Origin of the sequence: Rhodopseudomonas infernalis (assembly GCF_022271405.1) — a bacterium.
Taxonomy (GTDB): Bacteria; Pseudomonadota; Alphaproteobacteria; order Rhizobiales; family Xanthobacteraceae; genus Rhodopseudomonas; species Rhodopseudomonas infernalis.
Map to the genome: position 1 here is coordinate 1 of NZ_JAJNAL010000006.1, position 26,268 is coordinate 26,268.

Below are 26,268 nucleotides of genomic sequence, written 5' to 3' on the forward strand. Positions count from 1 at the left end.
GCTACGGCTACGGCTACGGCTCCGGCTACGGCTACGGCTACGGCTCCGGCTACGGCTACGGCTCTAAAGAATATTGGCTGGCCACAATCCCGGGCTTCGCCCGGAAGTGGCCAGTCTCTCAGCAGGAGCGCCTGGCGGCGCTCGAGAAGGAGGGTGCGACGATCGCGTTCTGGCGGTCGGACAGCGCTGGCCGTGCCTGCAACGGGGGACGGCAGAAGTCGCCCGTTCAGCCCGGCACTGTGGAAGAGCTCGAAGGGCCGCTTGAGATCTGCACCAAGCAGGGCCTTCACGCGACGTTCATTCCGCCGAAGTGGAAAGGCGATCGCTGGTGGATCGTTGCGCTGATCGGCGAGGTGCAGAGCGAAGGCGACAAGGTGGCGGCGCTCCGTCGTGAGATCGTCGGAGAGTGCCTGTGAAGGGCGAACGCCTCAGCAACCGGCAGATCGCGACGCTCAAGCAGCTCGCGGTCTGCTGCTCGGCTGGCGGTCAGTACGCACTGACGCGCGATCAGCGCGAGGCCATGGCGCCGCTGTGGCGGCGCGGGCTTATCGAAATTTGGTACCGGCAGGGCGTGGATAGCAATCCGTCGCTGCAGGGGCCGTTCTACCGGCCGTCGGAAGCAGGCTGGGTGCTGATCCGTGCCGTGCTGGCTGGTGGAATTGAAAGGTGTGCCGCATGACCTTCCTTCCTCCCGGACATCCGCCGCTGAAATTCCATCCGCTGGCGAACCTGTTTCCGATGCTCGCCGATGCCGAGATCGATGATCTCGGCGCCGATATTGCCGAGCATGGCCAGGTCGAAACCGTCAAGCTGCATCGCGGCATGATCCTCGACGGCCGCAATCGCTACACCGCCTGCACCCGCAAGGGCATCGGCGTCCGCACCGAAGTGTTCACCGGCACCGATCGCGAGGCGCTCGCCTGGGTGATCAGCAAGAACCTCAAGCGCCGCCATCTCAACGAAAGCCAGCGCGCCATGGTGGCGGCGCGGCTCGCCACCTTGAAGCTAGGCGACAACCAGTCGACGCGGGCGGCTGCGCCAATTGGCGCAGGCGTCGCGGATCTGCTGAACGGCGTCGCACCGGCGCCGGCTGGTGCCGAGCCGGAGCCTCTGGTGTCGCAGACCGAAGCGGCGTCGACGCTCAATGTCGGCCGGCGCAGCGTGCAGCGCGCGGCCGTGGTGCAGGAGAAGGGCGCGGCGGAGCTGCAGCAGGCGGTCGAGACCGGGCAGATCGCCGTGTCGGCGGCGGCTGATATCGCGGCGCTTCCGATCGAAGAGCAACGCGCGATCGTCGCGGCCGTCGATCCCAGGGTGGTCAAGGAGATCGCCAAGAAGAACCGCAGCGAAAAGCAGGCGGCGGGGCGCGAGAGACGGCTAGCCAAGATGGCGACGCCGGAGGCGGCGCCGCTGCTCACCGGCAAGAAATACGGCGTGATCTATGTCGACTTGCCGCGCAAGTTCAACGTGTTCTCGGACGAGACCGGCCTGGAGAAGTCGCCGGAAAATCACTACCGCACCGAGCCGTTCGATTACCTCGCATCTTTGCGCGAGCAGATCCTGGCGCTGGCGAACGACAATTGCGCGATGCTGATGTGGGGCTGGGCTTGCTCTTTGTTCGACCAGATGGACCTCCTGGCCGAATTTGGCTTTGCCTCGCGGCGCCCTTGGGGGGCGGATGGCCGGCTGCTGCGTGGGCCCGACGGCCAGCTCCTGCCCCCGTCCGGTGAGGGAACGTACCGGTCGCATCAGATCTGGGCCAAGCGCGCGTCGACCGGCAACTACAATCGCGGTACCGGCTTCTGGTGGATCGACTGCCACGAGCTGCTGATGCTCGGCGTGCGCGGCGACGTGCCGGCTCCGCTGCAGGGCACACAGGCGATGTCGATCCTCGATGCCGAGCTCGGCGATCACTCCGCCAAGCCGGATGCCTTCCGCGACCAGATTGATCGCTACTTCCCCGGCGTGCCGAAGATCGAATTGTTCGGCCGCGTCGATGACCCCGCAGCATGGCGCGCGCGATGGCCGGACTGGGACGTCTGGGGCAACGAGGCTGCGCCGATCGCGGAGGTTGCGGAATGAGTATGACCGCTGCTCAGATGGCTGAACTGATTGATCAGGATTGGAATCCCGAAGTCGAGAGCATTGAGCTTTATGCGCAGCGTGAGCTTGCTGCCGAGAGCGTGGAGACCTTCGGTAAAGCCCTGCAGATCCTGATCGAGGTCCATGAGGGCGATCGTGCTTTCGACGATATCCGCAAGGTCTTTTCGGGAAAGACTGCAGAATGATGGAGTTGATCGTGGACAGCTTCGCGGGCGGCGGCGGTGCATCGACCGGCATCGAGATGGCGCTCGGCCGTTCGCCGGACATCGCGATCAATCACGATGCGGTCGCGCTGGCGATGCACGAGGCGAACCATCCGGCGACGGTGCATCTGACTTCGGATATCTGGTCGGTCGATCCGGTGAGCGCCTGCGGCGGCCGTCCGGTCGGGCTTCTCTGGGCGTCGCCCGACTGCAAGCACTTCTCCAAGGCCAAGGGCGGCAAGCCGGTGGAGAAGAACATCCGCGGGCTGGCGTGGGTGGTGGTGCATTGGGCCAACACGGTCGCGCCGCGGGTGATCATCCTCGAGAACGTAGAGGAGTTTCAGACGTGGGGGCCGCTCGGTGACGATGGCCGGCCGTGCGCGGCCCGCAAGGGGCTGATCTTCAAGCGATGGGTCGGTGAGCTGGAGCGGCTCGGCTACGCGGTCGAATGGCGCGAGCTGCGCGCCTGCGACTACGGCGCACCGACGATCCGCAAGCGGCTGTTCCTCATCGCTCGGCGCGACGGTGAGCCGATCGTGTGGCCGGCGCCGACGCACGGCGCTCCGGAGTCCGAGGGCGTGCGTAGCGGCTCCCTGAAGCCCTGGCGCACGGCCGCCGAGATCATCGACTGGTCGCTGCCGTGCCCGTCGATCTTCGATAGCGCTGTGGAGATCATGGTGAAGCACGGCCTGCGCGCGCAACGCCCGCTGCAGCCGGCGACGCTGGCACGGATCGCCAAGGGCGTGAAGCGCTACGTGCTCGATGCGGCCAAGCCGTTCATCGTCAATCTGACGCATCATGGCGAAGGCCAGATGCAGGATGTCGTCGATCCGCTGGCGACGGTGACCGCTGCGCACCGCGGCGAAAAGGCGATGGTGATGCCATTCGTCAGCGCTGCCCAGCATGGTGGCAAGGTCCGCGATGCTGGCGATCCGTTGCACACCGTCGCGGCGTCGCCAAAGGATCAGAATCAGATCATCGCGGCGCACCTGACGAAGTTTCGCGAGAACAGCGTCGGCGCTTCGCTGGAAGATCCTGCTCCGACGATCACGGCGAACAGCTTCATCAAGCGGCCGGGCGGCGCCGCGCCGATCGGTTTGGTGGCTCCCGTGTTGACGTCCTACTACGGCGCTGGCGAGGGAGATGACGTTCGGGCGGCATCGCCTGGCGAGCCGCTGCGGACGCAGACGACCGGCAATCGCCATGCGGTTGTCGCTCCGCACCTGATGACGATGCGCCACGCCGACAAGCCGTTCAACGAAGCGGACCGGCCATCTCATACGATCACCAGCGGCGGCGCGCACATGCACCTGGTCGCGGCGTTCCTGGCGCAGAACAATTATCAGGAGCCCGGGCACGACGCGCGGACCCCGCTATCGACTGTCGTGGCAAAGGGATCAACGCAGGCTGTCGTCTCTGCCGGCATCGTCAATCTGAAGGGGTCCGATCGACGCGGCCGTGATGTGGCCGAGCCTGCACCGACGCAGTGCGCAGGCGGCGAACATATCGCGACGTCGACTGCCTTCGTTGTGAAATACTACGGCGCCGATCAGGATCCGAAGATCGACGATCCGCTTCACACGGTGACCAGTAAGGCGAGGTTCGGGCTTGCCGAGGTGTTGGCGTCGATCCCGCCGTTCGGTCCGGAGCATGTCGCGAAGGCGCGACGCGTCGCCGATCTGCTGCGTTCGTTCGGGTTGTGGGACGAACGTGAGTTCGTGACGCTGACCATCGCCGGGATCGAGGTCGTCATCTCGGATCTCGGTCTGCGCATGTTCGTGCCGCCAGAGTTGTTTCGCGCGCAGGGATTTCCCGACAGCTACATCATCGATCGCGACGCCGCCGGCAGGCCGATCACCAAGACCCAGCAGGTCGCCAAATGCGGCAACAGCGTCTGTCCGCCGATGGCGGCGGCGCTGGTGCGCGCGAACTACGCGCCTCGTGAAGTCGAGCAGTTTATGGAGGCGGCCGAATGAGTGCGGGTGCGGCTGCGATCATGGATATGCCGGTACTGCGAAGCGCTGCTGGAGAGCCGCCGCTCGGCGATGGCGGCAAGTTCTTCCGCGACGATCAGGCGGAGGTGTTCGATCATCCCGTGCAGGCGTACCAGTCGCGCGCCAGCCGGATCCTGCTGATCGAGCTGGAGAACGGGAGCTGGTTGTCGGCGCCGCCGAGCCTGTCGGTCATGCTGCCGCAGCATTCGACCCGCGAGGCTGCGCTGCGCACCGCGATCGCCCGGATGGTGCGGCGGGCCCGGAAGTACATGCGCAACAAGGAAGATGAGGGGACGTGCTGGGGCACGGGCTACGCCGGGCGGATCATCGAATGGGCGCTGTCGCTGAAGCCGGAAACGGCCGCTGCGGCGGATGCCCGGGTCAAGCCCGGGCATGACGATGCTGGTGAGTTGCCGCAAGGAAATCAACCAGAAGCCGCTGCGGCACAGGCATTTTCCGAGGTTTTGGACGGCGAAGGAAATCAACCCGCTGCGGCGCTCGCCGATCCGGTCGTGGCGGCGCTGGTGACGGCGCACCGGGTCCGCAAGGCCTGGCCGGCCGGCCATGCGGTCGCGATGACCAATCCGGTCGTCAACCGCCGGCAGATGACGATCGGGACGTGCAGCTGCGGCCACGTCATCAGCTATCGCTGGGGCGAGCATGCCAAGATGGATGCGGCCATCGAGGCGCACTGGCAGAAATTCGATCACCTGCCCGACAAGGTTGCATGGCGCGGTGAGCCAGCTGGTGCGTCTTCGGGCGATGGTGGGGTGCAAATCAATAGTTCTCCGGCGACGGAGACCGAGATTCTGGGCGGGGTTGCCGGTGCCTGCAGCGGAATCAAATGCGGAGAGAACCGGACGAGAACCGAGATCGCGACCAGCGGTGACAGTCGGGAGAGACCGGCAACTGATCCCGTAGCGAAAGCAACCAAAGGCAAAGCCGGAACGGCTGGGGCCCAGGGTCCCGTAAGACAACCCACCGCCGGAACGGGGTTGCAAGTAGGCGCGTCAGGCGCGGTCCTGACTACAACGTCTGAGTTTATGGACGTGACAGCCGGAGAGACGGCACCTCATTCTTCGGCTGCGCCAATTGGCGCAGCTGCCGCCGATGACGATGAAGTTGACGACGACATCGACCTCGACGACCTGTCGATCGACTGGCCGTCCTACGATGCCTTCCTCGAGGACAAGATCGTCTCGGCGCCGATGCGCGGCATCGAGGTGGCGCGGGACGATCTGCATCCGTGGTTGAAGCCGCATTGCAAGGACCTCGTGGTCTGGGCGCTGCGGCTCGGCTGCGCGGCGATCTTCGCCAGCTTCGGCCTGCACAAGACCTCGATGCAGCTCGAATGGGCGCGGCAGCTTCACCGCCGCACCGGCGGGCTCACGCTCAACGTGCTGCCGCTCGGCGTCCGTCACGGCTTCATCGAAGAGGCCGAACAACTCGGCATGGACCTGCGCTTCGTCCGCAGCGATGCCGGCGTTGCGACGCTCCTTGCCGAGGGGGTGGTGCACTTCGCCACCAATTACGAGAGCCTGCGCGACGGCAAGCTCGATCCGAACCAGTTCGACGCGGTGTCGCTCGATGAAGCTTCGATCCTGCGCAGCTACGGCTCCAAGACGTTTCAGGAGTTCCTGCCGCTGTTCGCCAAGCTGCCGTTCCGCCTGGTGGCGACCGCGACGCCGTCGCCGAACCGCTACAAGGAGTTGATCCACTACGCCGGCTTCCTCGGAGTGATGGATACCGGCCTTGCCCTGACGCGCTGGTTCCAGCGCAACAGCGAGAAGGCCGGCGACCTCACGCTCTACCCGCACAAGGAAGACGAATTCTGGATGTGGGTGCACTCCTGGGCTGCCTTCCTGCAGAAGCCCAGCGAGCTCGGCTACAGCGACGAAGGCTACGAACTGCCGCCGCTGAAACTGCGCTGGCATGAAGTGCCGGCGGATCACAGCAAGGCGGAGCCGGAGCGCGACGGGCAAAGCGTGATGTTCCGCGACGTCGCCGCGAGCCTCTCCGAAGCCGCCAAGGCGCGGCGCGACAGCCTGCAGGCGCGCGTCGCCAAGATGACGGAGATCATCGCGCAGGATCCGGAGGCGCACCGGCTGATCTGGCACGATCTTGAGGCGGAGCGCGAGGCGATCGAGCAGGTGGTGCCGGGTGTGGTGACGATCACCGGCACCGGCATGGATATCGACGAGCGCGAACTGCGGCTCGCCGATTTCGAGAAGGGGCGGACGCAGTATTTCGCCACCAAGCCGGTGCTGTCCGGCTCCGGTTCGAATTTCCAGTATCACTGCCACAAGGCGATCTATCTGGCGCTGCCGGGCTACGGCTACAAGTTCAACGACTTCCTGCAGTCGCTGTTTCGGCTGCAGCGCTTCGGCCAGCAGCACCCGGTCGAGATCGATATCATCTATTCGGAAGACGAGCGGAGCGGCCGCGCGGCGCTCGAGGAAAAGTGGGCGCGCGACACCGAGATGCGAAACCGGATGAGCGAGATCATCCGCCGCCACGGCCTCGACGCGCTGCCGATGCGCGATGCACTGCTCCGGACCATGGGCGTCAAGCGCGTCGAGATCCGCGGCGAGCGCTTCGTGGCGATCAACAATGACGCGGTCGCCGAATGCCGAACCTGGCCGGACAATTCGGTCGACCAGATCGTGACCTCGATCCCGTTCTCCAATCACTACGAATATTCGGCGAGCTATCGCGACTTCGGCCACACCGACGATAACGGTCACTTCTGGAGTCAGATGGATTTCCTGACGTGCGAGCTGCTGCGGATGCTGCGGCCGGGCCGGCTCGCCTGCATCCACGTCAAGGACCGGGTGTTGTTCGGCTCGGTGACGGGCGAGGGGGTGCCGACGATCTCGCCGTTCCACGCAGAAGCGATCATGCACTACCGGGCGCACGGCTTTCAGTACATGGGCATGATCACCGTCGTCACCGACGTGGTGCGGGAGAACAATCAGACCTATCGGCTGGGCTGGAGCGAAGTCTGCAAGGACGGCACCAAGATGGGCGTCGGCTCGCCCGAATACGTGCTGCTGCTGCGCAAGCCGCAGAGCGACCGCAGCCGCGGCTATGCCGATGTTCCGGTGACCAAAGAGAAATGGGACGGCGACGACCCGGCCGCGGGCGAGGGCGCCGGTTACTCCCGCGCGCGCTGGCAGATCGACGCGCATGCATTCTGGCGCTCCAGCGGCAACCGCCATTTGACCGCCGAAGAGTTCGCGCTGTGCGGCCCGGCGGACCTGGCCAAGCTGTTCGCCCGCACCACGGCTGAGCGGATCTACGACTACGAAGCCCATGTCACGATCGGGGAGCGGCTGGAGAAGACCGGGACGCTGCCGGCGTCGTTCATGTCGATCGCGCCGGGCTCGCACGATCCGGACGTCTGGCACGACGTCAACCGGATGCGGACGCTGAACATGCTGCAGCAGCGCAAGGGCGCCGAGATGCATGTTTGCCCGCTCCAGTTCGATATCGTCGACCGGCTGATCGAGCGCTACTCGAACCCGGGCGACCTGATCTTCGATCCGTTCGGCGGACTGATGACGGTGCCGTATCGCGCGCTGCTCAAGGGACGCCGCGGCGCCGCGACCGAGCTGAGCGCCCTCTACTTCCTCGATGGCGTCTACTACCTGCATGCGGCCGAAGAGCAAATGGCGGTGCCGGAGCTGTTCGACCTGGTGGCGGCGGACCAGCATCAAAAAACGAAGGATCAATCATGAGCACTGAACCGAAGCTTCCGACGCGGGCCGATTGGGATGCCGCATCGCCCTACGAAAAAGGCGTGATGTCCTACAAGTTCGCGCACTGGGATGGCAGCGAGATCCCGGCCTCAAATCCGTTCCCGGCTGGGAGCGGCGATTCCGCCAGGTTCGACCAGGGCGCATGGACAGCGATGCTGTGCACCCAGGACTTCAGCGAGGATTGATCCGATGAAACAATCCCGCCTGATGTCTCTCGTCGAGAGCTTCATCAACATCGCCGTCGGCTTCGGCATTTCGCTCGGCGCGCAGGTCGTGTTCCTGCCGATGCTCGGCGTCGTCGTCGACTTCCATCAGAACCTGATCTTCGCGCTGATCATGACGGTGATCTCGATCGTCCGGAGCTACTTGCTGCGCCGGGTATTCGAGGCGTTCCGTATTCGGCGGCCGCTGTCGCCGTTCATGCAGGCCGTGATCGCCGAACGCTTTCGACAGATCGAGGCGGAGGGCTGGAGCGTCGAGCACGACGACGATCATCCGCGCGGCAAGCTTTCACAGGCCGGCGCCGTCTATCTGCTTGCCGCCGGCTCCTCGCCTCATCATGTGCCGCCGCTGTGGCCGTGGGCTGATGAGTGGTGGAAGCCAGTCGGGTTCCGGCGCGATCTGGTCAAGGGCGCTGCGCTCGCGATCGCCGAAGGCGAGAAGTTCGATCGCGGCAAGACGAAATTCCGGTGAGGGACTGAGCCATGTCAGCACAGATGAAGCCTGCAGACGAGCCGGCGACGCGGTTCGCCAATGATCAGTTGAAGTCGATCGTCGAGCGTGTCGAGCGGCTCGAGGAAGACAAGAAGGGCATCGCGGACGACATCCGCGACGTCTACGTCGAGGCGAAGGGCAATGGCTACGACGTCAAGGCGCTTCGCACCATCGTCCGCCTGCGCAAGCAGGATGCCAATGAGCGCGCCGAGCAGGAGACGATCCTCGAGACCTACATGCAAGCGCTGGGGATGCTGTGATGGACATCGATCTGAAGAGGTTCTGTGCCTATCCGGGCATGCATGAGGTGCACCGGCGCTGGACGGAAACGCCGTTCTCTTGTGGCGCTTTCAGCTACGCAACTAACGGCCACATCATGGTGCGCGTGCCGCGGCGGGACGATGTGTCCGAAGTCCAGGTGCAGGGTAAGTGGGACGCGCCGCTGCGGTTAGAAGGCCGGGGTGCGCTGCGGTTCGTGCCGTTGCACTTCGATCTGCCGGAGGCTCCGGAGACGGGGCCATGCCTGCTCTGCGATGGCCGAGGACATCTGAGGGGGTGCCCGGAGTTCGCATGTGAGTTCTGCGGTGGTTGTGGTTGGATCGATCAGGAATCGCCGATCTCGACCGAGATCGGTGGCGGCTATTTCAGGCTGAGCTACGTGCGCCGGATCGCTGAACTTCCTGATGTTCGCGTCGCGATCCACGACATGGTGAACAACCTGTGCGGGCCGCTGCAGTTCAATTTCGACGGCGGCATCGGTGCGTTGATGCCTCTTACTGGCCCCTGCGCCGAGCATGTCGAGGTGTGCGGCCAAGCCGTAGGGGTGCTGTGATGCAACGAGAAATCCTGATCGTATTAGGCCCGACCGCAATGGCGTCGCTGCTGACCGGCACGGTACTGATCAGCCAGTGCATCGCTGCCGTCAACCGCATGGGTGTCGGTGCGTTGAGCGAATTCAGTCTCAATCTGATCGTCGCGTTGGTGCTGATCAACCATGCCGTCAACGATGCGCGTAGCTGGTTTCCGGACGGCGTCTATCGGCGTCGGCTATTCTGGTGGAAGATGACCGGAGACCGTCAATGATCTCCGGCTCCGCCAATTGGCGCATCCTCGCCCGGGTCCGCGCTGTGATCTGGTATCTGCGCAATCCGCAGCCGGTGCGGCGCCGGCTGCCGGAGCGTCGGCACTCCGACACGTTCGATTTCGAGTTCGAAGGGCTGCGCGCGCCGATCACCGTGACGGTCGGCTACTATCCGGACGGCGCCGTCGGCGATGTCTTCATCGACGCCGGCAAGGCGGGCGAACAGATCGCGGCGATCGCACGCGACAGTGCGATCATCCTCAGCCACGCGCTGCAATATGGCGCGCCGCTCGAGGTCGTCGCCCGGGCGCTGACCCGCGATGACCGCCATGCGGCGCAGACCATCGTGTGTGTGGCCGTCGATAAGCTGCTGCGCGCGCAAGGCGTCGTCATCGCGCCGCTTCCGGGGTTCGGCGAAGACGGGAGCATCGCATGCTGACGAGCGGTTTGCTCGCGTTGCTGGCCGCGCCCGTCAATGCGCCGGGGCCGGCTGCCCGGCTCAACGCCGTCCTGTACACCACGGCGGAGGCGAAAGATCGCCCGTCGGTTGCGCATGATCTCAAACGGAGCGCGATCGACGACGAGCGCAGCCGGACGGAGGCGTTCAAGGCGGCCGAAGTGATCAACCGGCTGCTGACCGAACTACGCGACTGCGAAAGCCCCTGGCGCGACGAAGTGGTGATCGGATGGCGCCCTGGCCGGCGCCCGAATGCCGAGCCTCTCCCCATCCTGCGGTTCCCGCCGCAGTGGCTGCGCCGCCTCGATCGCGCGGCCGCGACCGGCGCGTTCCGCCGTCTCACCGCCGAGCAGATCGTGACGAGGATCCTCACCGCGGATGATCCGGCGACCAAAGAGGAAGTCAGCGCATGAAGGCCTTGTCAGTCCGTCAGCCGTGGCCGTGGTGCATCTTCCACGTCGGCAAGGATATCGAAAACCGGAGCTGGCGGACACGGTTTCGTGGCCGGCTGCTGATCCACGCGTCCAAGGGAATGACGCGGGATGAGTACGAGGACTGCCTTGCGACGGTGCACGCGCTCGGCATGACCGTGCCGTTCCCGGCCGGCCTTACGATGCCTGCGCCGGAAGAGCTGGAGCGTGGGGTGCTGCTCGGCACCGTCGAGGTCGTCGATTGCGTGAAGGCGTCGCTTTCGCTGTGGTTCTCCGGCCCGTACGGCTTCGTGCTACGCGACCCGCGCCTGTTCGATCGTCCGATCGCCTTCACCGGCGCGCGCGGACTGTTCGATGTGCCCGACGATTTGGTGCGTGAGGCGCTGGCATGACGCCCGGGCGCATCATCGATCTTCTGCAGCGATATCGGCTGCCGCTGTCGGACGAAAAGCGGCTGCAGGAAGACATGCTCGGCGTGCTGACGGGCGATGGTTTGATCGCGCGCCGCGAGGTCCATCTCGGCGACGGCGATATCGTCGATTTCTTCGTGATCAGCCACGACATCCTGCCGCTGCGGGGCCTCGCGATCGAGGTGAAGATCAAGGGCAGTCGCCGGGCGATCTATCGACAGCTGGAGCGCTACTGCGCCCACGACGAGGTCGAGCAGATCATCCTCGCCACCAATGTGGCGATGACGCTGCCGGCGACGATCGGCGGCAAGCCCGCTTTCGTTGCCAATCTCGGAAGGGCCTGGCTATGAACGCTGCCGCAGAGCAGAGCGACGATTTCCTTGCGGCGGTCTCGCGGCTCTCCTGGCGCGATGGCAGCGCAGATCGCAGCTTCGGCTCGCTGGCCTTCGCCGGCGGGCGCTGGGTGATCACCGACCTCGAGCCGCATGTCGCGATCCGCATGAAGCGCATCTTCCCGCGGCTCAATCCGACGCAGGTCGGCACCTTCAATTTCTCCGATAGCGACGAAAACCGCGCCGAGCTGGAATGGTTCATCGCGCGCTATCCGCTGCGGATCACGCCGGACGATCGCTTGCGGCTGTCCGAAGGACGGATGCGCTTCGAAAGCCTGCGGGGCGAGCTGGAGCAGGTGCTGCACGGAGACTGGCAGCCGTCCGAGCGTCCGGCGCGCCTAAGGGACGGTGTCGTGTTGCGGCCGAACCAGGCGCGCGCCGTCGAGGTCGGCCGCAAGGTGAGCCGGCTGCTGATCGCCGACGATGTCGGCCTCGGCAAGACGCTGGCGGCGCTCGCGACGGTGATGGACGATCGCTTCCTGCCCTGCGCGCTGATCGTGGAGCCTCACGTCGCTAATCAGTGGCTGGACGAGCAGATCTTCAAATACACGACGCTGAGCGGCCACATCATCGCCGGCACGAGCCCCTACGTGCTGCCACACCGGGACTGCTACATTTTCAAATATTCCAACTTCCATGGCTGGGTCGACGTCGCGAACACCGGACGCTTCCGCTCGGTCGTGTTCGATGAGGTGCAGTCGCTTCGCCACGGACGGGGCACCAGCAAGGGCGCCGCCGCCGACGTGTTCGCCCGCAACGCCGTGCTGCGGCTCGGCCTGTCCGCCACGCCCGTGTTCAATTACGGCGGCGAAATGTTCAACATCTGCGACATCATCGATCCGGGTGTGCTCGGCACCCGTGAGGAGTTTGCGCAGGAGTGGTGCGAATACTCCGCTAACGATCGGAAGATGGTCGTCAAGGATCCGGACGCACTCGGCACCTATCTGCGCGAGATCAACTTCGTGCTGCGCGAGACGGGCGGCGGGCCGCCCCCGAACCGCATCATCCACGAGGTCGCCTACGATGAGGAGGCGGCCGCGGCCGACGAGGAGCTGGCGCGGGCGCTGGCGATCAAGGTGCTGTCGGGCTCGTTCACCGAGCGCGGGCAGGCGGCGCGCGAACTCGACATGATGGCACGCCACACGACCGGCGTGGCCAAGGCGCAGCAGGTCGCGGCGTTCTGCAGGATCCTGCTCGATGCCGGGACGCCGCTTATTCTCGGTGGCTGGCACCGCGACGTCTACGACATCTGGATGCGCGAACTCGCGCCCTACAAACCGATCCTCTACACCGGCAGCGAGACGGTCGCCGAAAAGGACGCCGGCAAAAAGGCGTTCATGGAAGGCCGCAGCGACATCATCATCATGTCGCTGCGCTCCGGCGCGGGCCTCGACGGCCTGCAGCACCGCTGCAAGACCGTGGTTCACGGTGAACTCGACTGGTCGCCGAAGGTGCACGAGCAGCTGCGCGGCCGGTTGCGCCCGCACGCGCGGACAGATGCGATCGACGAATACTACGTAGTCGCCGACGGCGGCAGCGACCCGCTGATCGCCAACCTGCACGGGCTCAAGGCGTCGCAGGCGTCCGGCATCCTCGATCCGGGGCGTGCCCTGCAGGCCGTCCAGACCGATGAATCGCGCCTGAAGATGCTGGCGCAGATGTATCTCGATCGGGGGAAGGCATGACGAGGACGATAGATCAAGGAAACGTCGTTGATTTTCCACGCGCTCGCGTCGCCCGGCCTGTGGCGAGATTCGACGCAGACGTTGTCGGGGTCATCCATCGGCCGTCGATTGTCGTTACTGCGCCATCAGGGTTCGTCGCCGCGCCGCTGGTTGAGCTGCACGTGGAAGGTCACTGCGTCAATCTCACCGTCGAACAGGCCGATGCGTTGGCTCAGTTTCTCATCAGCGCCACTTTACAGGCGGGCACCAAATGAGCCTGCGCCGCCATCGCTGGGGCGAGCCTAAGCGCTTCCCGCCGTTCAAGACCGAGCGCGCGTGCCTCAACGGCTGCGGCATCGTGAAGGTCACGCGGCACGAGAGCGAAGGGCCGCGCGACGTGCACTGGCAAGAGTTCTGGCGCGGCGGCGACAAGCTGCCGGCCGGCCCGACGCCGGCGTGCGAGGCGGTGCAGCCGCCGGTTTACTGAGAGTTCTGTTGCGTCCCTGCGTTTCCTGAAAACACCTGACGAAGAGATCGACCTGCGATGAGCTGGGAAGCTGTTACTTGGGCCAGCAAACAGAAGTTGAAGAAATCGTACGAGCAGATCGTTCTGCTGGTGCTGGCCAACTGCGCCGACCCGAACGGAGAAGCGTTCGTCAAATGGCCGGGCCGCGATCATTGGTGGCACTATCTCAGCGACCGGACGCGGCTGCCGAAATCCAGCCTGTTTCGACACCTCAACACCCTGGTGGCGCTCGGCCTGTGCGACCGGGCGACGCTGGTGCTGGCGGACGGAGCGAAGCGGCCGACGGTGCGGCTCAATCTCGGCGCCAGTTTCGATATCGACTGCGAAGAGGATCGCGCGCGCTACGACGGCGTGTTCGCGCGCGCAGGCGATGCGCAGTCTCTGGCGGAGACTGGCGATTTCCAGTCTCCCGTGGAGACTGGCGACGATGAAGAAAGCGAGCGCGTTCAAAACGATAGCAACATCAACGCCGTGGAAGCCGATAATTCGGCGCTGGCCGGCCAGTCTCCCGTGGGGACTGGAAATTCCGGCGCCATTCCCAGGCCTGGGACTGATCCATTCCCAGTCCTGAGACTGCAAAAGGATTCCTTACTGGATTCCAAGACTCCCCCCTTACCCCCCTCCGGGGGGGAGCGTGCGTCCGATCCGGAATGGGAAGAGTTCGTCGGTTCATGGGGTGAGCCGATCCCCAAGCTCGGTTTGTCGCGGTCCGTGTTCGATCGGGTCGAGACGGGAAGGCGATCAAAGCTGATAGCTGCTGCGAAGGGCTACCGAACGTGGCTGTGCTCACATCCGCCGCAGAAGCGACCGACTGCCCAGAGCGCGCAATCGTTCATCCGCGATGAAGCCGGCTGGGATCAGTGGTTGCGCTACGTCCCGGCCGCGGACGGCAAGGTCCACTCGGCGACATCGACCTATCAGGTTGGTAGTCCGGAGGCGCGGGCGATCAACGCGATGTACGCCGTTGCGCGGGTGCGGCCCTTCGAAAGCGGCGGCCGGATCGTCTATCGCGGCGAGATGTCGGCGCGCGTCAAGGTGTTCGCCGATGCGCCGGAAAGCTCGGCCTGGCTGTGGATAGAAGACCGCAACCAGATTGGCGCCTGGGCGAACTTTCTGAAGGATCGGGTTCTCGGCAATCGGCCGCCGCTGATCGTTGCGCGCGGCGTCGGCGAGAACGAGCGCCGCGGCATCCGCGCGCCGTGGCCATGGCCGCCGAAGGCGGACGGTTCGATCGCCACCAGCGAGCGCGATCACGGGGCCGATCCGCCGCCGCCGGAGATGACGGCGGACGACGACGAAGCATTTGCGAGCGAAGGCGGGAGAGGGTGAGGATGACGATGATCGAAGCCAACAAATTCAAGATCGGGCAGTTCGTGGACTACGTCGCGATCGAAAAGCCGATCGACATCGCGCCGACGAGCGATTGCCGATGGTTGGTGCTGATGACCGAACCGAACCGGGTGTTCACCGTGACGGCAAACCTGACGCTGCGGAAGGTGGCGTTCTATGTGCCGACCGAGTTGCATGCGGCCAAGCTGCCGGCGCGCCAGCACCAGCAGGGCAAGGATCATCCGGATGTGGTGAAGCCGATCTTCCCCGGTATTGTCTTTGTCCCTGAGCGTGAGGTCGCAGCCAAGGAAGGTCTGATCCGCTCGACCTACGGAGTGCTGACGTCGCGGCCGTTCATGAGGTTTGGCGAGGAGGTCGCGATCGTCAGGCCCTCTGCTATGGCGATTATCCACGGCATCGAAGTGACCGAGCGCGAGGCGTATCTGGAGAAAAAGGGGCGGCCCAATGTGCGTTTCGCCATCGGTGATCAGGTGCGTGCGGCTGTGGGCGAGCTGCTGGGCGGGCACAATGGCACCATCGAGGCGATTGACGACCATGGGCGAATCACGCTGTTGATGGACATCTTCAAGCGCAAGGTCCGCGTGCACCTGTCACAGGACCAAGTCGAGCCATTGTAGCGGACCCTGCCGCTGGAGTGGCTGACGGTGGCAAGGCCAAGAGCCCCCGCCGCGCAGTTGCCCCCGCTGCTCGGGGCGCAACGAAAGCGAAGCTTTGCATTTTGTCAAATGCCCTGGCGGAAACGCTGGGGCGTTTTGCGTCATAGGGTGTGCGATGGCATTCGTCATCGCTGCCCTCCTTGGGCGTTTCCTCCCTAGACTTCGCCCGCTGCGTCGCGCCGATGCGGCGGGCGTTTTTCATTCAGCTAAGGTCAGTGGCATCGCTTCCGGCCCGTCGTCCAGCCCGACGAACCGAGGCGTAAGCTGCGGTCCTCCCGCGAGGGCTCGATTGTGAAGGGCCGTCAGTCTCCTGCAGGCTGACGGCCCGCTGCGATTATTGGTGATCGACCATGTGCCGATGCAAAGAACGGCGGGAAGCCTTGAAGATCGGCGCGCGCTCCATCGCGCGAGGCGACACCAAGGATGCCTCCGAGCAGCTGAAATTCGTGGCGCAGTCGTCGATTGAAGATCTGCGGTCGACGGCGCAGTCCGTCAGCATCGCCTTGGCGCGTCTGCGCCTGACGAGCCGGCGATGAGCGTTGATCTCAACTTCGACGTCGGGCAGGTCCAGCGCATCTCGAACGCCCTGAAGGCTGCCAGCAGCAAGCTCGATCTCGTCATGGTCCGGGCTCAGAACCACACCGGTGCGAAAGCCCGTACCGCGATGATCCGCGCGCTCGTCCCTCAGACTGGGATGAAGCGAAAGACCATGGCGAAAGCCCTGAAGGCGAAGAAGGCCTTCAACGGTTCAAACTTTGAGATCAAGGCCAAGGGCGGCGATGTCCGGCTTGTGTTCTTCAAACCGCGCGAAACCCGAAAGGGTGTGAGCGCTGCGCCTTGGAACAAGCGCTCCGTCTACCCCGGGACGTTCATGAAGGGCGGCCTCTTCCCGAAGCGAGTGGCCCTCAAGACCAACGGGGCCGTGCTGGAACGCGCAGGCAAGGCGCGGCTGCCGCTCGCCGCGGCGCCACGCTCCGGCCTGTACATCCCGACCGAGATGGTCACCGGCAATTCCGAGGCCGTGTTCTACGCGACCGTCCAGCGCGAGATGCCCGGACGCATCGCTCACGAGCTCTACCGCGTTCTCGGTTCCTGACTGAAATCCTGCGGCGGCGCACAAAAAGGGACCGTATTCCTTTTGCTGCGCCGCGGACGGCGCGGAGAGGCCCGGGGTTCGCGTAGTTGCTCAATTGTAATTCGGTACACGTGAACGCCTGCACGGCGCACGTGTCGGTGCACGGATGACGGTCGATAGCGAGTGGATTTCGATCACGGATGCGGCGGCGAGGTTGACGGCGGCGGGGGATGCCGTCGATCGCTCGACGCTGTCGCGTTACGTGAGCCAGCATGCCGAGGCGCTGAAGACGCGGCGCGAAGGCAAGTCCAATCTGGTCGAGTTCAATGCGCTGCAACTGCACCGCACCGAGAACGTCAGGCTACGCAGGTCGGCGGTGCCGGCGCAGAGCGCTAAGTCGCCAGTGTCTTCGCCTGGCCGCAGCAGCTTCGCCGGATCCCAGGCCGATGGTGCCGCCCGCAAGGTCAATGCCGACGCCGAGCTGCGCGAGCTCGACCTCGCCGAACGGCGCGGCGAGCTGACGCCGGTTGGGGAGGTTGACCGGGCCGGCCGCGATGCGGTCGCTTTGATGCAGAGCGCCTTCGATCGCGCGGTCGACAGCGAGGCCGCATCGGCATCGGTCAAATACAATTGGGACGAGCGCATCGTCCGCCTGGTGCTGAAGTCCTATGCGCGGCGCGGCGTCGAAGTATTCCATGGCGAGGTTCTGAAGATGCTCGACAGCATCAACCGCGCCGAGATGGCTGCCGAGCAGGGTGACGACAGCGCCGTCGTGGCGCCGCTGCAATGAGCTTCCACGATCCGCGGCTGCGCTTCCCGCATCTGCCGCCCGGCGCCAAGGTTCTGTTCGGCAGTCTCGCTGCGGCGTCCAAGCCGGTCGAGGATCTGACGATCAGCGAGTGGTCTGATCGCTACCGCGAGGTTTCGGCCGAGTCTGGCTCGCCTTGGCCGGGGAAGTTCCGCACCGATCGGGTGCCGTATCTGCGCGAGCCGCAGGATTGTCTGCACCCGGACCATCCGGCGCGGCGCGTCACGGCGCGCTGGGCTGCGCAGCTCGGTAAGTCGACGGCGATCGAGAACTGGTTTGGCTACGTCGTCGACCGCGCGCCGGGCCCGATGATGATCGTGCTGCCGACGCTCGAGGAGGCGACCAAGTTCAACCGGGTCAAGCTCGACCCGACCATCACGGCTTCGAAGGCGTGGAACCATAAGGTCGCGCCGGTCAACAGCCGCGACGAGAAGGCATCGACGACCGCCTACAAGCGGTTCTCGGGCGGTTACTGCATCATCGTCAACGCGGGCTCGTCCAAGGGCCTGCAGATGGTGTCGATCAAGTATCTGGCGATGGACGAGGTCACCGGCTATCCGCGTGACGTCGACGGTCGCGGCAGCCCACGGGATCAGGCCCGCGCGCGGCAGAAGATGTACGGCAACCTCGGCAAGGAGTGGGAAGGCTCCACGCCAGGCATCGCCGGCGAATGCATGATCACCGCCGATTTCATGGCGGGCGATCAGCGCTACTACTACGTGCCGTGTCCGCATTGCGCCGCTTATCAGCCGCTGATGATCGAGCAGCTCCGGCCGCCCGATGAGGCGGCCAAGCTTCCGGTGCATTTCAGGTGCCTGGCCTGCGACGGCGTGATCCTCGACGGCCACAAGCACGAGATGCTGGCGAGCGACGTCTGGATTCCGCGACGCGTGCCGGACGGCGCCGATCCGGTGCCGCTGGTGATCAAGCCGGACGATCTGCCGCGCTGGCGCTGCGATCCCTGTGAGGGCCGCTGCGCCGACTGGCAGCCGAGCTATCATCTGTGGGCGGCCTATGCGCCGCGCGAGAGCTTCGCCGATATCTGGGAGCGCTGGGAAGGTGCGCAGACCGACACCACGAAGCTGAAGGCGTTCTATCAGCAGGATCTTGCCGAGCCCTACGAGCCCGGCGGCGCTGCGGTGGAATGGGAGAATCTGCTCGAGGCCGCAAAAGCGCATACCTATCCGCGCGGCAAGGTGCCGGCGGGTGCCGGCTTACTCGTCTCATCGGCGGACGTGCAGGGCTACGGCATCAAGTGGACATGCTACGCGCTCGGTCCGCGTGGCCAACGCTGGCTGATCGACCGCGAAGTGTTCGAAGGCAAGCCCGACCAGGACGACGAACCCTGGATCGCGCTGTCGGATGCGCTGGGTCGGAAATATCCGACCGCCGGAGGCGGCGAGGTCGGGATCGACCTGTCGGGCGTGGATGCCGGCTGGATCACCGATCGCGTCTATCGGTTCTGTTCGAACCGGCCGCATTGCTACGCGCTCGATGGCCAGCACAAGCATGGGCTTCCATGGCTCGGCACGCCGAAGAAGCGCGACATCAAGGACCGGAACAACCGGGTCATGGGCAAGGTGATGCTCTATCCGGTCGGCCTGTACGACGTGAAGACCGAGGTTGTGGCCGGCCTCGCCAACCTGGTCGACGGCCCGGACAAAGCGGGTCGCTGGCCGCGCAACACGCTGCACCTGACGAGCGAACTTGCCGACGAACATTTCGTCAAGGAGCTCACCGCCGAACGGCTGGTCGATCCGGAGCAGGAAAGCCGCGCCAACGCCGCCAACAAGCGGACGCGGGCGCTGGTGAAGCCGAACGCACCGCGCGAATGGGCGAAGCTGCCCGGGCGGCAAAACGACTGGTTCGACGCCACGGTCTATGCGCTGGCGCTGGGCTGGCACCTCGAGCACAAGCGCCGGCTCAACGAACAGCGCTGGGCCGATCTGCTGCTGATGGTGCACGGCAAGCCTGCGACGCCGGATCTGTTCGATGCCGCGGCCGGACCGTTCGAGCGCAAGCCGGTGCTGGTGAGCGCCGCCGATCGCGAGAAGGCCAAGGCGGCGCGGCGTGAGAAGTGGAAGAAGCGGTAGGTCGACGGCGCGCCGAACACGCTCGCGTTCACTGCCCGCAAGACGATCCTGCTGTTTCTAGGTGAAATCGATCCGTCGTTGACGGTCGGCAAGATCCGCGAAGTTCTGGACCAATAGGCCACGCATTGAACCTCCTTTCCCGCATCCTCGGCCGCAACAAGGCTGCGCCAATTGGCGCAAGCACCGTCCCGCCGCGGGCGCGGGCCGGCTATCTGCGCGACACGCGGTCGAAGATCTTCTCAACGCGGCAGACATCGCTGCGCGATCATCGCGACGACGTGCGGATTGCCTGGCGCCGGACCGCGGCGCTGGCGATGGATTTGATCCAGAATTCCGGTCGGCTGCGCGGAGCGGCTGATCAGGTGATCGCCGACACCGTCGGGGTCGAGCTGGTGCTCAACCCGCAGCCGGATCTCGAGGACTTGGGCTACAGCCCGGAGGAGACGGCGCAGCTTGTGCGCACCATCAAGCGGCGCTGGAAGCGCTGGGCGTGGTCTCCGCAGGAATGCGACGCGCGCGGCAAGTTCACTGTGCCGCAGATGATCGACATCGCGCTGCGCCACGATATGGCCTATGGCGAGGCGTTGTTCAATATCGACTACATGCGCCCGTCTGAGCGGAAGCGCTACGGCATCGCCTCAGGCACCAAGCTGTGCATGGTCAACCCGACCAAACTGGTACAGGACACCAGCGTGATCGAGGGGCTGTTCCAGGGCGTGATCCACGATCCATCGGGCCGGCCGATCGCCTACCGGATCGAGGAGAAGGAATCCGGCATCAGCCGCAAGCGCGATTATCGGGCGCGGGATGTCGATGGCCGCCAACTGATCGTGCATGTCTTTGATCCGATGGACTGCGACGACGTCCGGGGCATCAGCCGGCTCGCCGCAGCGTTCCGCGAGCACATTCAGCAGGAGGTCCTGGTCGACACCACGATCCAGACCGCGATCCTGCAGACGGTGTTCGCCGCGACGCTGACCTCAAAGTCGCCTTCGAAGGAAGCCTTCGAGGCGATCACGCAGATCATTGACGACATACCGGCAGCGCCAGGCTCCGATCAGCCGCTGTCCTATGCGACCGAGATGCGCGATTACTTCATGGCGCAGCTGGAGCGCGCGGCCGAAAGCGAAATCGCGATCGGCAGCGATCCGCAGGTCTCGCATCTGGCGCCCGACGAGGAGCTCAAGCTGTTGTCGGCGCAGACGCCTGGGCCGCAGTTCCTGCCAGTCGATGATCGGTTGTCGCGAACCATGGCGCGGGCGATCGGCATCACCTTCGGCGGCATGACGATGAACTACGAAGGCGCGACATATTCGTCGACCCGCATGGAGAATTCGTCGATCTGGCCTGTGGTGACGCGGCGCCGCGAACGCATCGCGGCTCCGCCGTCGCAGGCAGCCTACGAAAGCTGGTTTGACGAGGAGGTCGGCGAGGGGCGGATCGTCGTCAAGGGCGGCTATGATCTGTTCCGCGAGAACCGCGACCGCTTCTGCTGGGCGCTCTGGCAGGGGCCGGCGAAGCCGACGGCCGACGATGGCAAAAGCGCGAAGGCAGCCAGCGAGCGTCTTTGGAACGGCTCCTCGACGCTGGCCGACGAATGTGCCGAACTCGGCAAGGATGCGGACGAGGTGTTCGAACAACGTCGCCGCGAGCATCGTCTCTATGTCGCCGAAGGCATGCCGTCTCCGTTCGAACGAGCCAGGGGCGCCAGTGCGGCCAAGGATGATACTGCAGACGATGTCGCTGATGCGCCGCGGGTCCGAAAAAGCGAGAACGCCTGATGGTTGAGATCGTCAGCATCGACGGCGTCGAGATCGATTTTGACGATCCCTGCGCCGTTGCCCGCGCGCTGCGCAAGGTCGAGCTGCAGGTCTCGACTGGCGGCGGCGTGGTGATGACGCGCTTTGACGATCACGAGGTCAGGTGGAGCTCCACCAACATGGCGCAGCTGCGTGATCTGATCGCCAACTACGAGCGGCAGTGCGCCGTCAAGAACGGCACTCGCACCCGCTACGCCAAGCGGATGCGGTTCGTCTGAGGTCAAAAGCATGAGCATCGCCTATCCGCATCTGTGCGGCCAGCTGTTCGAACAGCCGCTGATGTACGATCCGCGCAAGGCGGAGGTCGTGCTGCGCGCGATCGGGCCGCAGCTCACCGGGCATTCGATCACTATCATGAACGGCGCCGGCGGCGTCGATCACGTCGCCTTCGCCAACGGCCGCCCGTCCGCCGGTGTCATCGGGGACAGGATGGGGCGCGACGTTGATCGCAGCGGATACGCGCCGTTCGATATGGTCGACGGCGTCGCGATCATCCCGATTGAGGGGTCGCTGATCCAGAAGGGCGGCTGGATCGGCGCGCCGTCGGGCGAGACTTCGTATCAGGGCCTGCAGACGCAGATCGCGCGCGCCGGACGGAATGCCGATGTCAAGGGCGTGGTTTTCGAGATCGATAGTTTCGGCGGAATGGTCAACGGCGGTTTCGAAACCGCGGCGATGATTGCGGCACTGTCGAAGGCCAAGCCGACGATCGCGATCCTGACGGATTTCGCTTACTCGGCTGCCTATCTGCAGGCGAGCCCATGCCGCCAGATTATTGCGCCGCAGTTCGGTGGTGCCGGCTCGATCGGTTGCGTCATGCTGCATGCCGATTACTCCGGCGCGCTGGAGCAGGACGGCATCAAAGTGACCATCATCAAGTCAGGCGTGCACAAGATCGAGGGAAATCCCTACGAGCCGTTGCCGGACGGCCAGCGCGATCGCTGGCAAGCGCAGGTCGATGAGGTGCGCGATCAGTTCGCCGCCGTCGTCGCCAAAGGTCGCGGCAAGCGGCTCACCAAGGCACAGGCGCTGAAGACCGAGGCGCAGGCCTTCACGGCCGCCGAGGCGCTCGATCTCGGTCTGATCGACGCCGTCGGCGACGGGCAGGAGGCCTTTGCGGCCTTCGTCAAGGAAGTCAACCGGAGATCCTGATCATGGCGAAAAGCCTTTTGGCCGCCGTCCACAATGCTGTGGCCGGTGCGGTCGACGATGTCCTCAATGAGGACGACACCAGCGCCCCGGCGCTCAATGCAACGATGAGGAACGGAAGCATGGCAACTAACAGCCCGCCCGCCGGGGGCGATCCCAATCCCGGCATCTCGCAAGCCGCGCACGACGCCGCGGTCACCGCCGCGCGCGCCGAGGGCGTCACGGCCGGCGCGACCGCCGCGACCGAGCGTCTGTCTGCCGCGCTCGGCGCCGAAGGCATCAAGGGCGATGCCGGCCGCATGGCCGCCGCGCTCGATCTCGCGGTGAAGTCGCCCGGCATGTCCGGTGGCGACATCGCGACCTTCGTGACGGGGAATATCGCCGCGGCCAAGCCCGCCGCCACGTCCGCCGCCGACTACGCTGCCGCTCGCGCCTCGGCCTCCGCTCTGGCGCAGCCTCAGGCGAAGACGGACGGCAGGAGCGATCGCTCGCCGCTCGCGGCGGCCGTCGCCACCACCAACAAGCGTCGGTAAGGGGAGGCTCACATGCCCATTTTGACGGAAGACCTCAACCGCACGGCCGGCTACATCGTTTCCGAGGCGCACGGGTTTCGTTCGCGCGAGCAGGTGTTCATCAAGGCCGCTTCCGGTGTTCTCAAGGCCGGTGCCGTGCTTTCGCCGGAGGTCGTGCCGGCGAGCGTCGCCGCGACGGCAGCCGCCGATGCGGCCAACACGGCCAATTCCGGCACCATCGCGATGGACGCCACAACGCCGATCGCCGCGACCGCCAAGAGCGGCCGCTATGTCGGCGTGGCATCGGCGGCGACCAAGGTGAGCTGGGAAGATCCGCAAGGCAAAGCGATCGGCGTATCGACCCACGGCGCGGCCTTCACCGGCGGCGGCGTCAAGTTCGCCATCACGGCCGGCGCGTCGGCCAACGTCGTCGGGGACAAGTTCTACGTCGACGTGGTGATCGAGCCGGGCGATGCCGTCTACGCACCCTTCGACGGCAGCAAGCCGGCCAGCGCGATCCTCTACGAGGGTTGCGACGCGACCTCTGCTGCCGTCCGACGCACCATCACGGCTCGCGATTCCGAGGTTCAGATCGACTTGCTGGTCTGGGCCGGAGGCGTCACGAGCGATCAGAAAACTGCTGCGCTCGCCTCTTTGGCGACGTTCGGCATCATTGGCCGCTAAGGAGGGCTGCAGCAATGGCACTCGTCACCGACGTCTTCAACGCGAACGGCTGGGGTGTGATCGAATTCCACGAGGACGTCGTGGAAAAGGTCGCCTTCAAACCCCAGCTGCTCGGCTCGCTCAACTTGTTCGAGCCGATCTATTCGCGGTCCCGCACCATCGCGATCGCCAGCAAGGAGGGCACGCTGTCGCTCATCCCGACCTCGGAGATGGGCGCTCCGCCGGAGGAGCTGATCCCCCAGGGGGCGAAGGTCCGCAAGTTCGATGCCGTTCGTCTCGCCAAGGGCTCGACGATCTATGCGATCGAGCTGGCGGGCGTCCTTGCGCTGCCCTTCGATGAGCAGACCCGGGACATCGCGCAGGAAGTCTCCGACCGTACTGCGCAGATCACGGACGATCTGGAGTTGACCTGGGAGTATCACCGCTTTGGCGCCATCCTGGGCAAGGTGTTCGATGCGGACGGCACCACGGTGCTGTATGACTGGTTCAGCGAATGGGGCATCGCCGAACCGGCCGAGATCAACTTCAATCTCAACGTCGATACGACCGACGTTCGCAAGAAATGCCGCGACGTCAAGCGCACCATGCAGAAGGCCGCGAAGGGCGTCTGGACTCCGAGCACGCGCGTCGGTGCGCTGGTCGGCGACGAGTTCTTCGATATGCTGGTGAACCACCCGCAGATCAAGGAGACCAAGCTCGGCACCGAGCGTGCGCCGCTGCTCGAAAAAATCGAAGGGTTCTCGTCGATCGAGATCGAGGGCATCACCTTCATCAACTATCAAGGCACCGACGACGGTACGACGATTGCGATCGGCAGCCAGAAGGCCCGGTTCTTCCCGATCGGTGCGCGGGGGGCCTTCAAGGTCGGCTGGGCCCCCGCCAGCGAGTTCAAGCCCTACCTCAACAAGCGGGGGGAGGAGAAGGTCGGGCTGATCCTCGAGGATAAGTCCGGTCGCGACCAGTGGGACCGGGTCGAACTCTACAGCTACCCGCTGTTCGCCTGCACCCGCCCGGAGATGCTGCTCCGCGCTAAGCAGCAGTGATCCGGCTGCGCCAATTGGCGCGGGCGGCCTAAGCGTCTGCAAGAGCCCGGCGCCGCCAGCGCCGGACTTTTTGCATCATAGGATAGATGCGGACCGCGAGCCCGCGAGCTATCGAGTGAGACTGATCCTGATGACTCCCTTCGAGCGTGCTGCCGCAAAAGCTTCTCGGGCGATCGACCGAGTGCACGGCGAGACATTCCTGTTCGAAGCATTCACGGTTGGCGCCGACGTCGATCTTCCGAAGGTTGCGGATCCGTCTCGCCCGTCCTTCATGGCCGTGGCGGCTTGGCACAATGCGACGAGCTCGATCACGCCGAAGGCGCGAGGATCGGTGCAGGATGACAACGCACATGCCTGGACGCTCGGGCAACCCTTCGTCACCGTCAATGATGCCGGATTGCAGTGGCGTCCGCGCCCGGGTGACCGGATCACGCGCGCCAAAACCGGCGCGGTCTACGAGATCACGAAGCCGCCGCGGCCCGATGGCGTCGCTCGCACCACCATCCCGCTGACGGACCGAAAACGATGACGCTGGCGCGGACAGCCTTGAGGCTTTGCGTCGCCGAGTGCTTGAAGGGCGATGAGGGCGGCAAGCACAGCTTCGAACCGGCAGGCTTCAGCGGAGCATTCTCGATTTCGGACACGCCGCGGCCGCGCCCGACGATCGCCGCCGAGAGAGTCTACGACAGCAGGATGTCGGACTTCGCGCCTGAGGCGCTCGCCGGCGACGCGCTGCCGACGATCGTCGTCCTGACCGACAATGACGAGGGCGACCAATTATCCGAGCAGAACGGCGGGCCGCCGTTTCGCCGCATGATCGAGGTGGTGCTCGAGCTCGGGATGATCCAGTCGGTGAAGGATGGAGCGGACTTCATCGTCGGTTATCCCGACACCGACGCCCGCCATGAAGCCTCGCTCGACGTTCTCGAATTTCAGGCGGTGCGCCGGCTGGCTTACGACCCGGCGCCGCTGCCGTTCCTGTTCCGCAGCATCGCGCGCATCCGAAAGTCGGAATGTCACCGCCAGGTCGTTGACGATGCCGGGACGAGGATCGCCGTTCGGATCCTCACGCTTCATTGCGAGATCAGCGACGACCAGGTGCAGGTCCGCAACGCCGCGATCGGCTCGGAGCCGACCGGGCTCGATGTGCTGCCCGACCCGCTGCGGAAGGTGGCGAAGGCGATGCCGGAAGGGTCGCACGGTGCCGAAGTCTGCGCGGCCATCGCCGCCTCCCTGTCGATCCTGACGAGGCCCGCGATGAAGCGGATCGATATCGAACTGACGAACGCGAACCACGCGCCGTCCATCAAAGCGAAACTCGACTTCTCCGATCCATCCTGAAGGACAG

At 65.1% G+C, this 26,268-nt stretch carries 31 protein-coding genes and 1 pseudogene; all 32 read left to right on the top strand.

Features of this window, described 5'->3' with window-relative positions; translation table 11 throughout:
* Positions 1 to 416 (top strand): annotated as a pseudogene (locus LPW26_RS05925) (hypothetical protein); the annotation flags it as partial.
* The gene (locus LPW26_RS05930) at positions 413 to 679 is read left to right on the top strand and encodes a hypothetical protein (protein ID WP_238733358.1); all 267 of its coding nucleotides are present in this window, start codon (positions 413 to 415) and stop codon (positions 677 to 679) included. The pseudogene LPW26_RS05925 and the gene LPW26_RS05930, both read left to right, overlap by 4 nt.
* Positions 676 to 2,079, top strand: a complete 1,404-nt coding sequence (locus LPW26_RS05935; protein ID WP_238733359.1) for an MT-A70 family methyltransferase — start codon at positions 676 to 678, stop codon at positions 2,077 to 2,079. Before LPW26_RS05930 ends, LPW26_RS05935 begins: the two co-directional genes overlap by 4 nt.
* Positions 2,076 to 2,285 (top strand): hypothetical protein, encoded by a 210-nt coding sequence (locus LPW26_RS05940; RefSeq protein ID WP_238733360.1) that lies wholly within the window; start codon positions 2,076 to 2,078, stop codon positions 2,283 to 2,285. Before LPW26_RS05935 ends, LPW26_RS05940 begins: the two co-directional genes overlap by 4 nt.
* Positions 2,282 to 4,279 (top strand): DNA cytosine methyltransferase, encoded by a 1,998-nt coding sequence (locus LPW26_RS05945; RefSeq protein WP_238733361.1) that lies wholly within the window; start codon positions 2,282 to 2,284, stop codon positions 4,277 to 4,279. The genes LPW26_RS05940 and LPW26_RS05945 overlap by 4 nt, the downstream gene beginning before the upstream one ends.
* Positions 4,276 to 8,034 carry a DNA methyltransferase gene (locus LPW26_RS05950; protein WP_238733362.1) on the top strand — a complete coding sequence of 1,253 codons (3,759 nt, stop codon included), beginning with the start codon at positions 4,276 to 4,278 and terminating at the stop codon, positions 8,032 to 8,034. Before LPW26_RS05945 ends, LPW26_RS05950 begins: the two co-directional genes overlap by 4 nt.
* The gene (locus LPW26_RS05955; RefSeq protein ID WP_238733363.1) at positions 8,031 to 8,240 is read left to right on the top strand and encodes a hypothetical protein; all 210 of its coding nucleotides are present in this window, start codon (positions 8,031 to 8,033) and stop codon (positions 8,238 to 8,240) included. The genes LPW26_RS05950 and LPW26_RS05955 overlap by 4 nt, the downstream gene beginning before the upstream one ends.
* Before the next feature lie 4 nt (positions 8,241 to 8,244).
* Entirely contained in the window at positions 8,245 to 8,748 is a 504-nt protein-coding gene (locus tag LPW26_RS05960) for a DUF7220 family protein (RefSeq protein WP_238733364.1), read from the top strand.
* An 11-nt stretch (positions 8,749 to 8,759) separates the two neighbouring features.
* The gene (locus LPW26_RS05965; protein ID WP_238733365.1) at positions 8,760 to 9,029 is read left to right on the top strand and encodes a DUF2312 domain-containing protein; all 270 of its coding nucleotides are present in this window, start codon (positions 8,760 to 8,762) and stop codon (positions 9,027 to 9,029) included.
* Complete coding sequence (locus tag LPW26_RS05970; protein WP_238733366.1) at positions 9,029 to 9,601, top strand: hypothetical protein; 573 nt, start codon at positions 9,029 to 9,031, stop codon at positions 9,599 to 9,601. Before LPW26_RS05965 ends, LPW26_RS05970 begins: the two co-directional genes overlap by 1 nt.
* Entirely contained in the window at positions 9,601 to 9,852 is a 252-nt protein-coding gene (locus tag LPW26_RS05975; protein ID WP_238733367.1) for a hypothetical protein, read from the top strand. Before LPW26_RS05970 ends, LPW26_RS05975 begins: the two co-directional genes overlap by 1 nt.
* Positions 9,849 to 10,289 carry a TSCPD domain-containing protein gene (locus tag LPW26_RS05980; protein WP_238733368.1) on the top strand — a complete coding sequence of 147 codons (441 nt, stop codon included), beginning with the start codon at positions 9,849 to 9,851 and terminating at the stop codon, positions 10,287 to 10,289. The genes LPW26_RS05975 and LPW26_RS05980 overlap by 4 nt, the downstream gene beginning before the upstream one ends.
* Positions 10,283 to 10,720 (top strand): hypothetical protein, encoded by a 438-nt coding sequence (locus LPW26_RS05985; RefSeq protein WP_238733369.1) that lies wholly within the window; start codon positions 10,283 to 10,285, stop codon positions 10,718 to 10,720. The genes LPW26_RS05980 and LPW26_RS05985 overlap by 7 nt, the downstream gene beginning before the upstream one ends.
* Entirely contained in the window at positions 10,717 to 11,130 is a 414-nt protein-coding gene (locus tag LPW26_RS05990) for an ASCH domain-containing protein (RefSeq protein WP_238733370.1), read from the top strand. The genes LPW26_RS05985 and LPW26_RS05990 overlap by 4 nt, the downstream gene beginning before the upstream one ends.
* Positions 11,127 to 11,498, top strand: coding sequence for a hypothetical protein (locus tag LPW26_RS05995; RefSeq protein WP_238733371.1), 372 nt, complete (start codon positions 11,127 to 11,129; stop codon positions 11,496 to 11,498). Before LPW26_RS05990 ends, LPW26_RS05995 begins: the two co-directional genes overlap by 4 nt.
* Positions 11,495 to 13,225, top strand: coding sequence for an SNF2-related protein (locus tag LPW26_RS06000; protein WP_238733372.1), 1,731 nt, complete (start codon positions 11,495 to 11,497; stop codon positions 13,223 to 13,225). Before LPW26_RS05995 ends, LPW26_RS06000 begins: the two co-directional genes overlap by 4 nt.
* A complete protein-coding gene (locus LPW26_RS06005) occupies positions 13,222 to 13,479 on the top strand; it encodes a hypothetical protein (RefSeq protein ID WP_238733373.1) in 258 nt (85 codons plus the stop codon). Before LPW26_RS06000 ends, LPW26_RS06005 begins: the two co-directional genes overlap by 4 nt.
* Positions 13,476 to 13,691: a cytochrome C gene (locus tag LPW26_RS06010; RefSeq protein ID WP_238733374.1), complete on the top strand. Its 216-nt coding sequence runs from the start codon at positions 13,476 to 13,478 to the stop codon at positions 13,689 to 13,691. The genes LPW26_RS06005 and LPW26_RS06010 overlap by 4 nt, the downstream gene beginning before the upstream one ends.
* Before the next feature lie 261 nt (positions 13,692 to 13,952).
* Entirely contained in the window at positions 13,953 to 15,059 is a 1,107-nt protein-coding gene (locus LPW26_RS06015) for a hypothetical protein (protein ID WP_238733375.1), read from the top strand.
* A gap of 2 nt (positions 15,060 to 15,061) precedes the next feature.
* Positions 15,062 to 15,697: a transcription termination/antitermination protein NusG gene (nusG, locus tag LPW26_RS06020; protein ID WP_238733376.1), complete on the top strand. Its 636-nt coding sequence runs from the start codon at positions 15,062 to 15,064 to the stop codon at positions 15,695 to 15,697.
* Between the two features lie 419 nt (positions 15,698 to 16,116).
* Entirely contained in the window at positions 16,117 to 16,272 is a 156-nt protein-coding gene (locus tag LPW26_RS06025) for a hypothetical protein (RefSeq protein WP_238733377.1), read from the top strand.
* A complete protein-coding gene (locus LPW26_RS06030) occupies positions 16,269 to 16,832 on the top strand; it encodes a hypothetical protein (RefSeq protein WP_238733378.1) in 564 nt (187 codons plus the stop codon). Before LPW26_RS06025 ends, LPW26_RS06030 begins: the two co-directional genes overlap by 4 nt.
* Positions 16,833 to 16,977: 145 nt before the next feature.
* On the top strand, positions 16,978 to 17,601 hold the full coding sequence (locus LPW26_RS06035) for a hypothetical protein (RefSeq protein WP_238733379.1): 624 nt from the start codon (positions 16,978 to 16,980) through the stop codon (positions 17,599 to 17,601).
* On the top strand, positions 17,598 to 19,712 hold the full coding sequence (locus LPW26_RS06040) for a phage terminase large subunit family protein (RefSeq protein WP_238733380.1): 2,115 nt from the start codon (positions 17,598 to 17,600) through the stop codon (positions 19,710 to 19,712). Before LPW26_RS06035 ends, LPW26_RS06040 begins: the two co-directional genes overlap by 4 nt.
* Positions 19,713 to 19,837: 125 nt before the next feature.
* Positions 19,838 to 21,493 (top strand): phage portal protein, encoded by a 1,656-nt coding sequence (locus LPW26_RS06045; RefSeq protein ID WP_238733381.1) that lies wholly within the window; start codon positions 19,838 to 19,840, stop codon positions 21,491 to 21,493.
* Positions 21,493 to 21,750 (top strand): gpW family protein, encoded by a 258-nt coding sequence (locus tag LPW26_RS06050; RefSeq protein ID WP_238733382.1) that lies wholly within the window; start codon positions 21,493 to 21,495, stop codon positions 21,748 to 21,750. The genes LPW26_RS06045 and LPW26_RS06050 overlap by 1 nt, the downstream gene beginning before the upstream one ends.
* A 10-nt stretch (positions 21,751 to 21,760) precedes the next feature.
* A complete protein-coding gene (locus LPW26_RS06055) occupies positions 21,761 to 22,684 on the top strand; it encodes a S49 family peptidase (RefSeq protein ID WP_238733383.1) in 924 nt (307 codons plus the stop codon).
* Positions 22,685 to 22,686: 2 nt separating this feature from the next.
* The gene (locus tag LPW26_RS06060) at positions 22,687 to 23,214 is read left to right on the top strand and encodes a hypothetical protein (RefSeq protein ID WP_238733384.1); all 528 of its coding nucleotides are present in this window, start codon (positions 22,687 to 22,689) and stop codon (positions 23,212 to 23,214) included.
* Between the two features lie 12 nt (positions 23,215 to 23,226).
* Positions 23,227 to 23,877 carry a head decoration protein gene (locus LPW26_RS06065; protein WP_238733385.1) on the top strand — a complete coding sequence of 217 codons (651 nt, stop codon included), beginning with the start codon at positions 23,227 to 23,229 and terminating at the stop codon, positions 23,875 to 23,877.
* A 14-nt stretch (positions 23,878 to 23,891) separates the two neighbouring features.
* Positions 23,892 to 24,920 carry a major capsid protein gene (locus tag LPW26_RS06070; protein WP_238733386.1) on the top strand — a complete coding sequence of 343 codons (1,029 nt, stop codon included), beginning with the start codon at positions 23,892 to 23,894 and terminating at the stop codon, positions 24,918 to 24,920.
* 115 nt (positions 24,921 to 25,035) lie between these two features.
* Positions 25,036 to 25,449 carry a hypothetical protein gene (locus LPW26_RS06075; protein ID WP_238733387.1) on the top strand — a complete coding sequence of 138 codons (414 nt, stop codon included), beginning with the start codon at positions 25,036 to 25,038 and terminating at the stop codon, positions 25,447 to 25,449.
* Positions 25,446 to 26,261, top strand: coding sequence for a hypothetical protein (locus LPW26_RS06080; RefSeq protein WP_238733388.1), 816 nt, complete (start codon positions 25,446 to 25,448; stop codon positions 26,259 to 26,261). The genes LPW26_RS06075 and LPW26_RS06080 overlap by 4 nt, the downstream gene beginning before the upstream one ends.
* Positions 26,262 to 26,268: the final 7 nt, after the last annotated feature.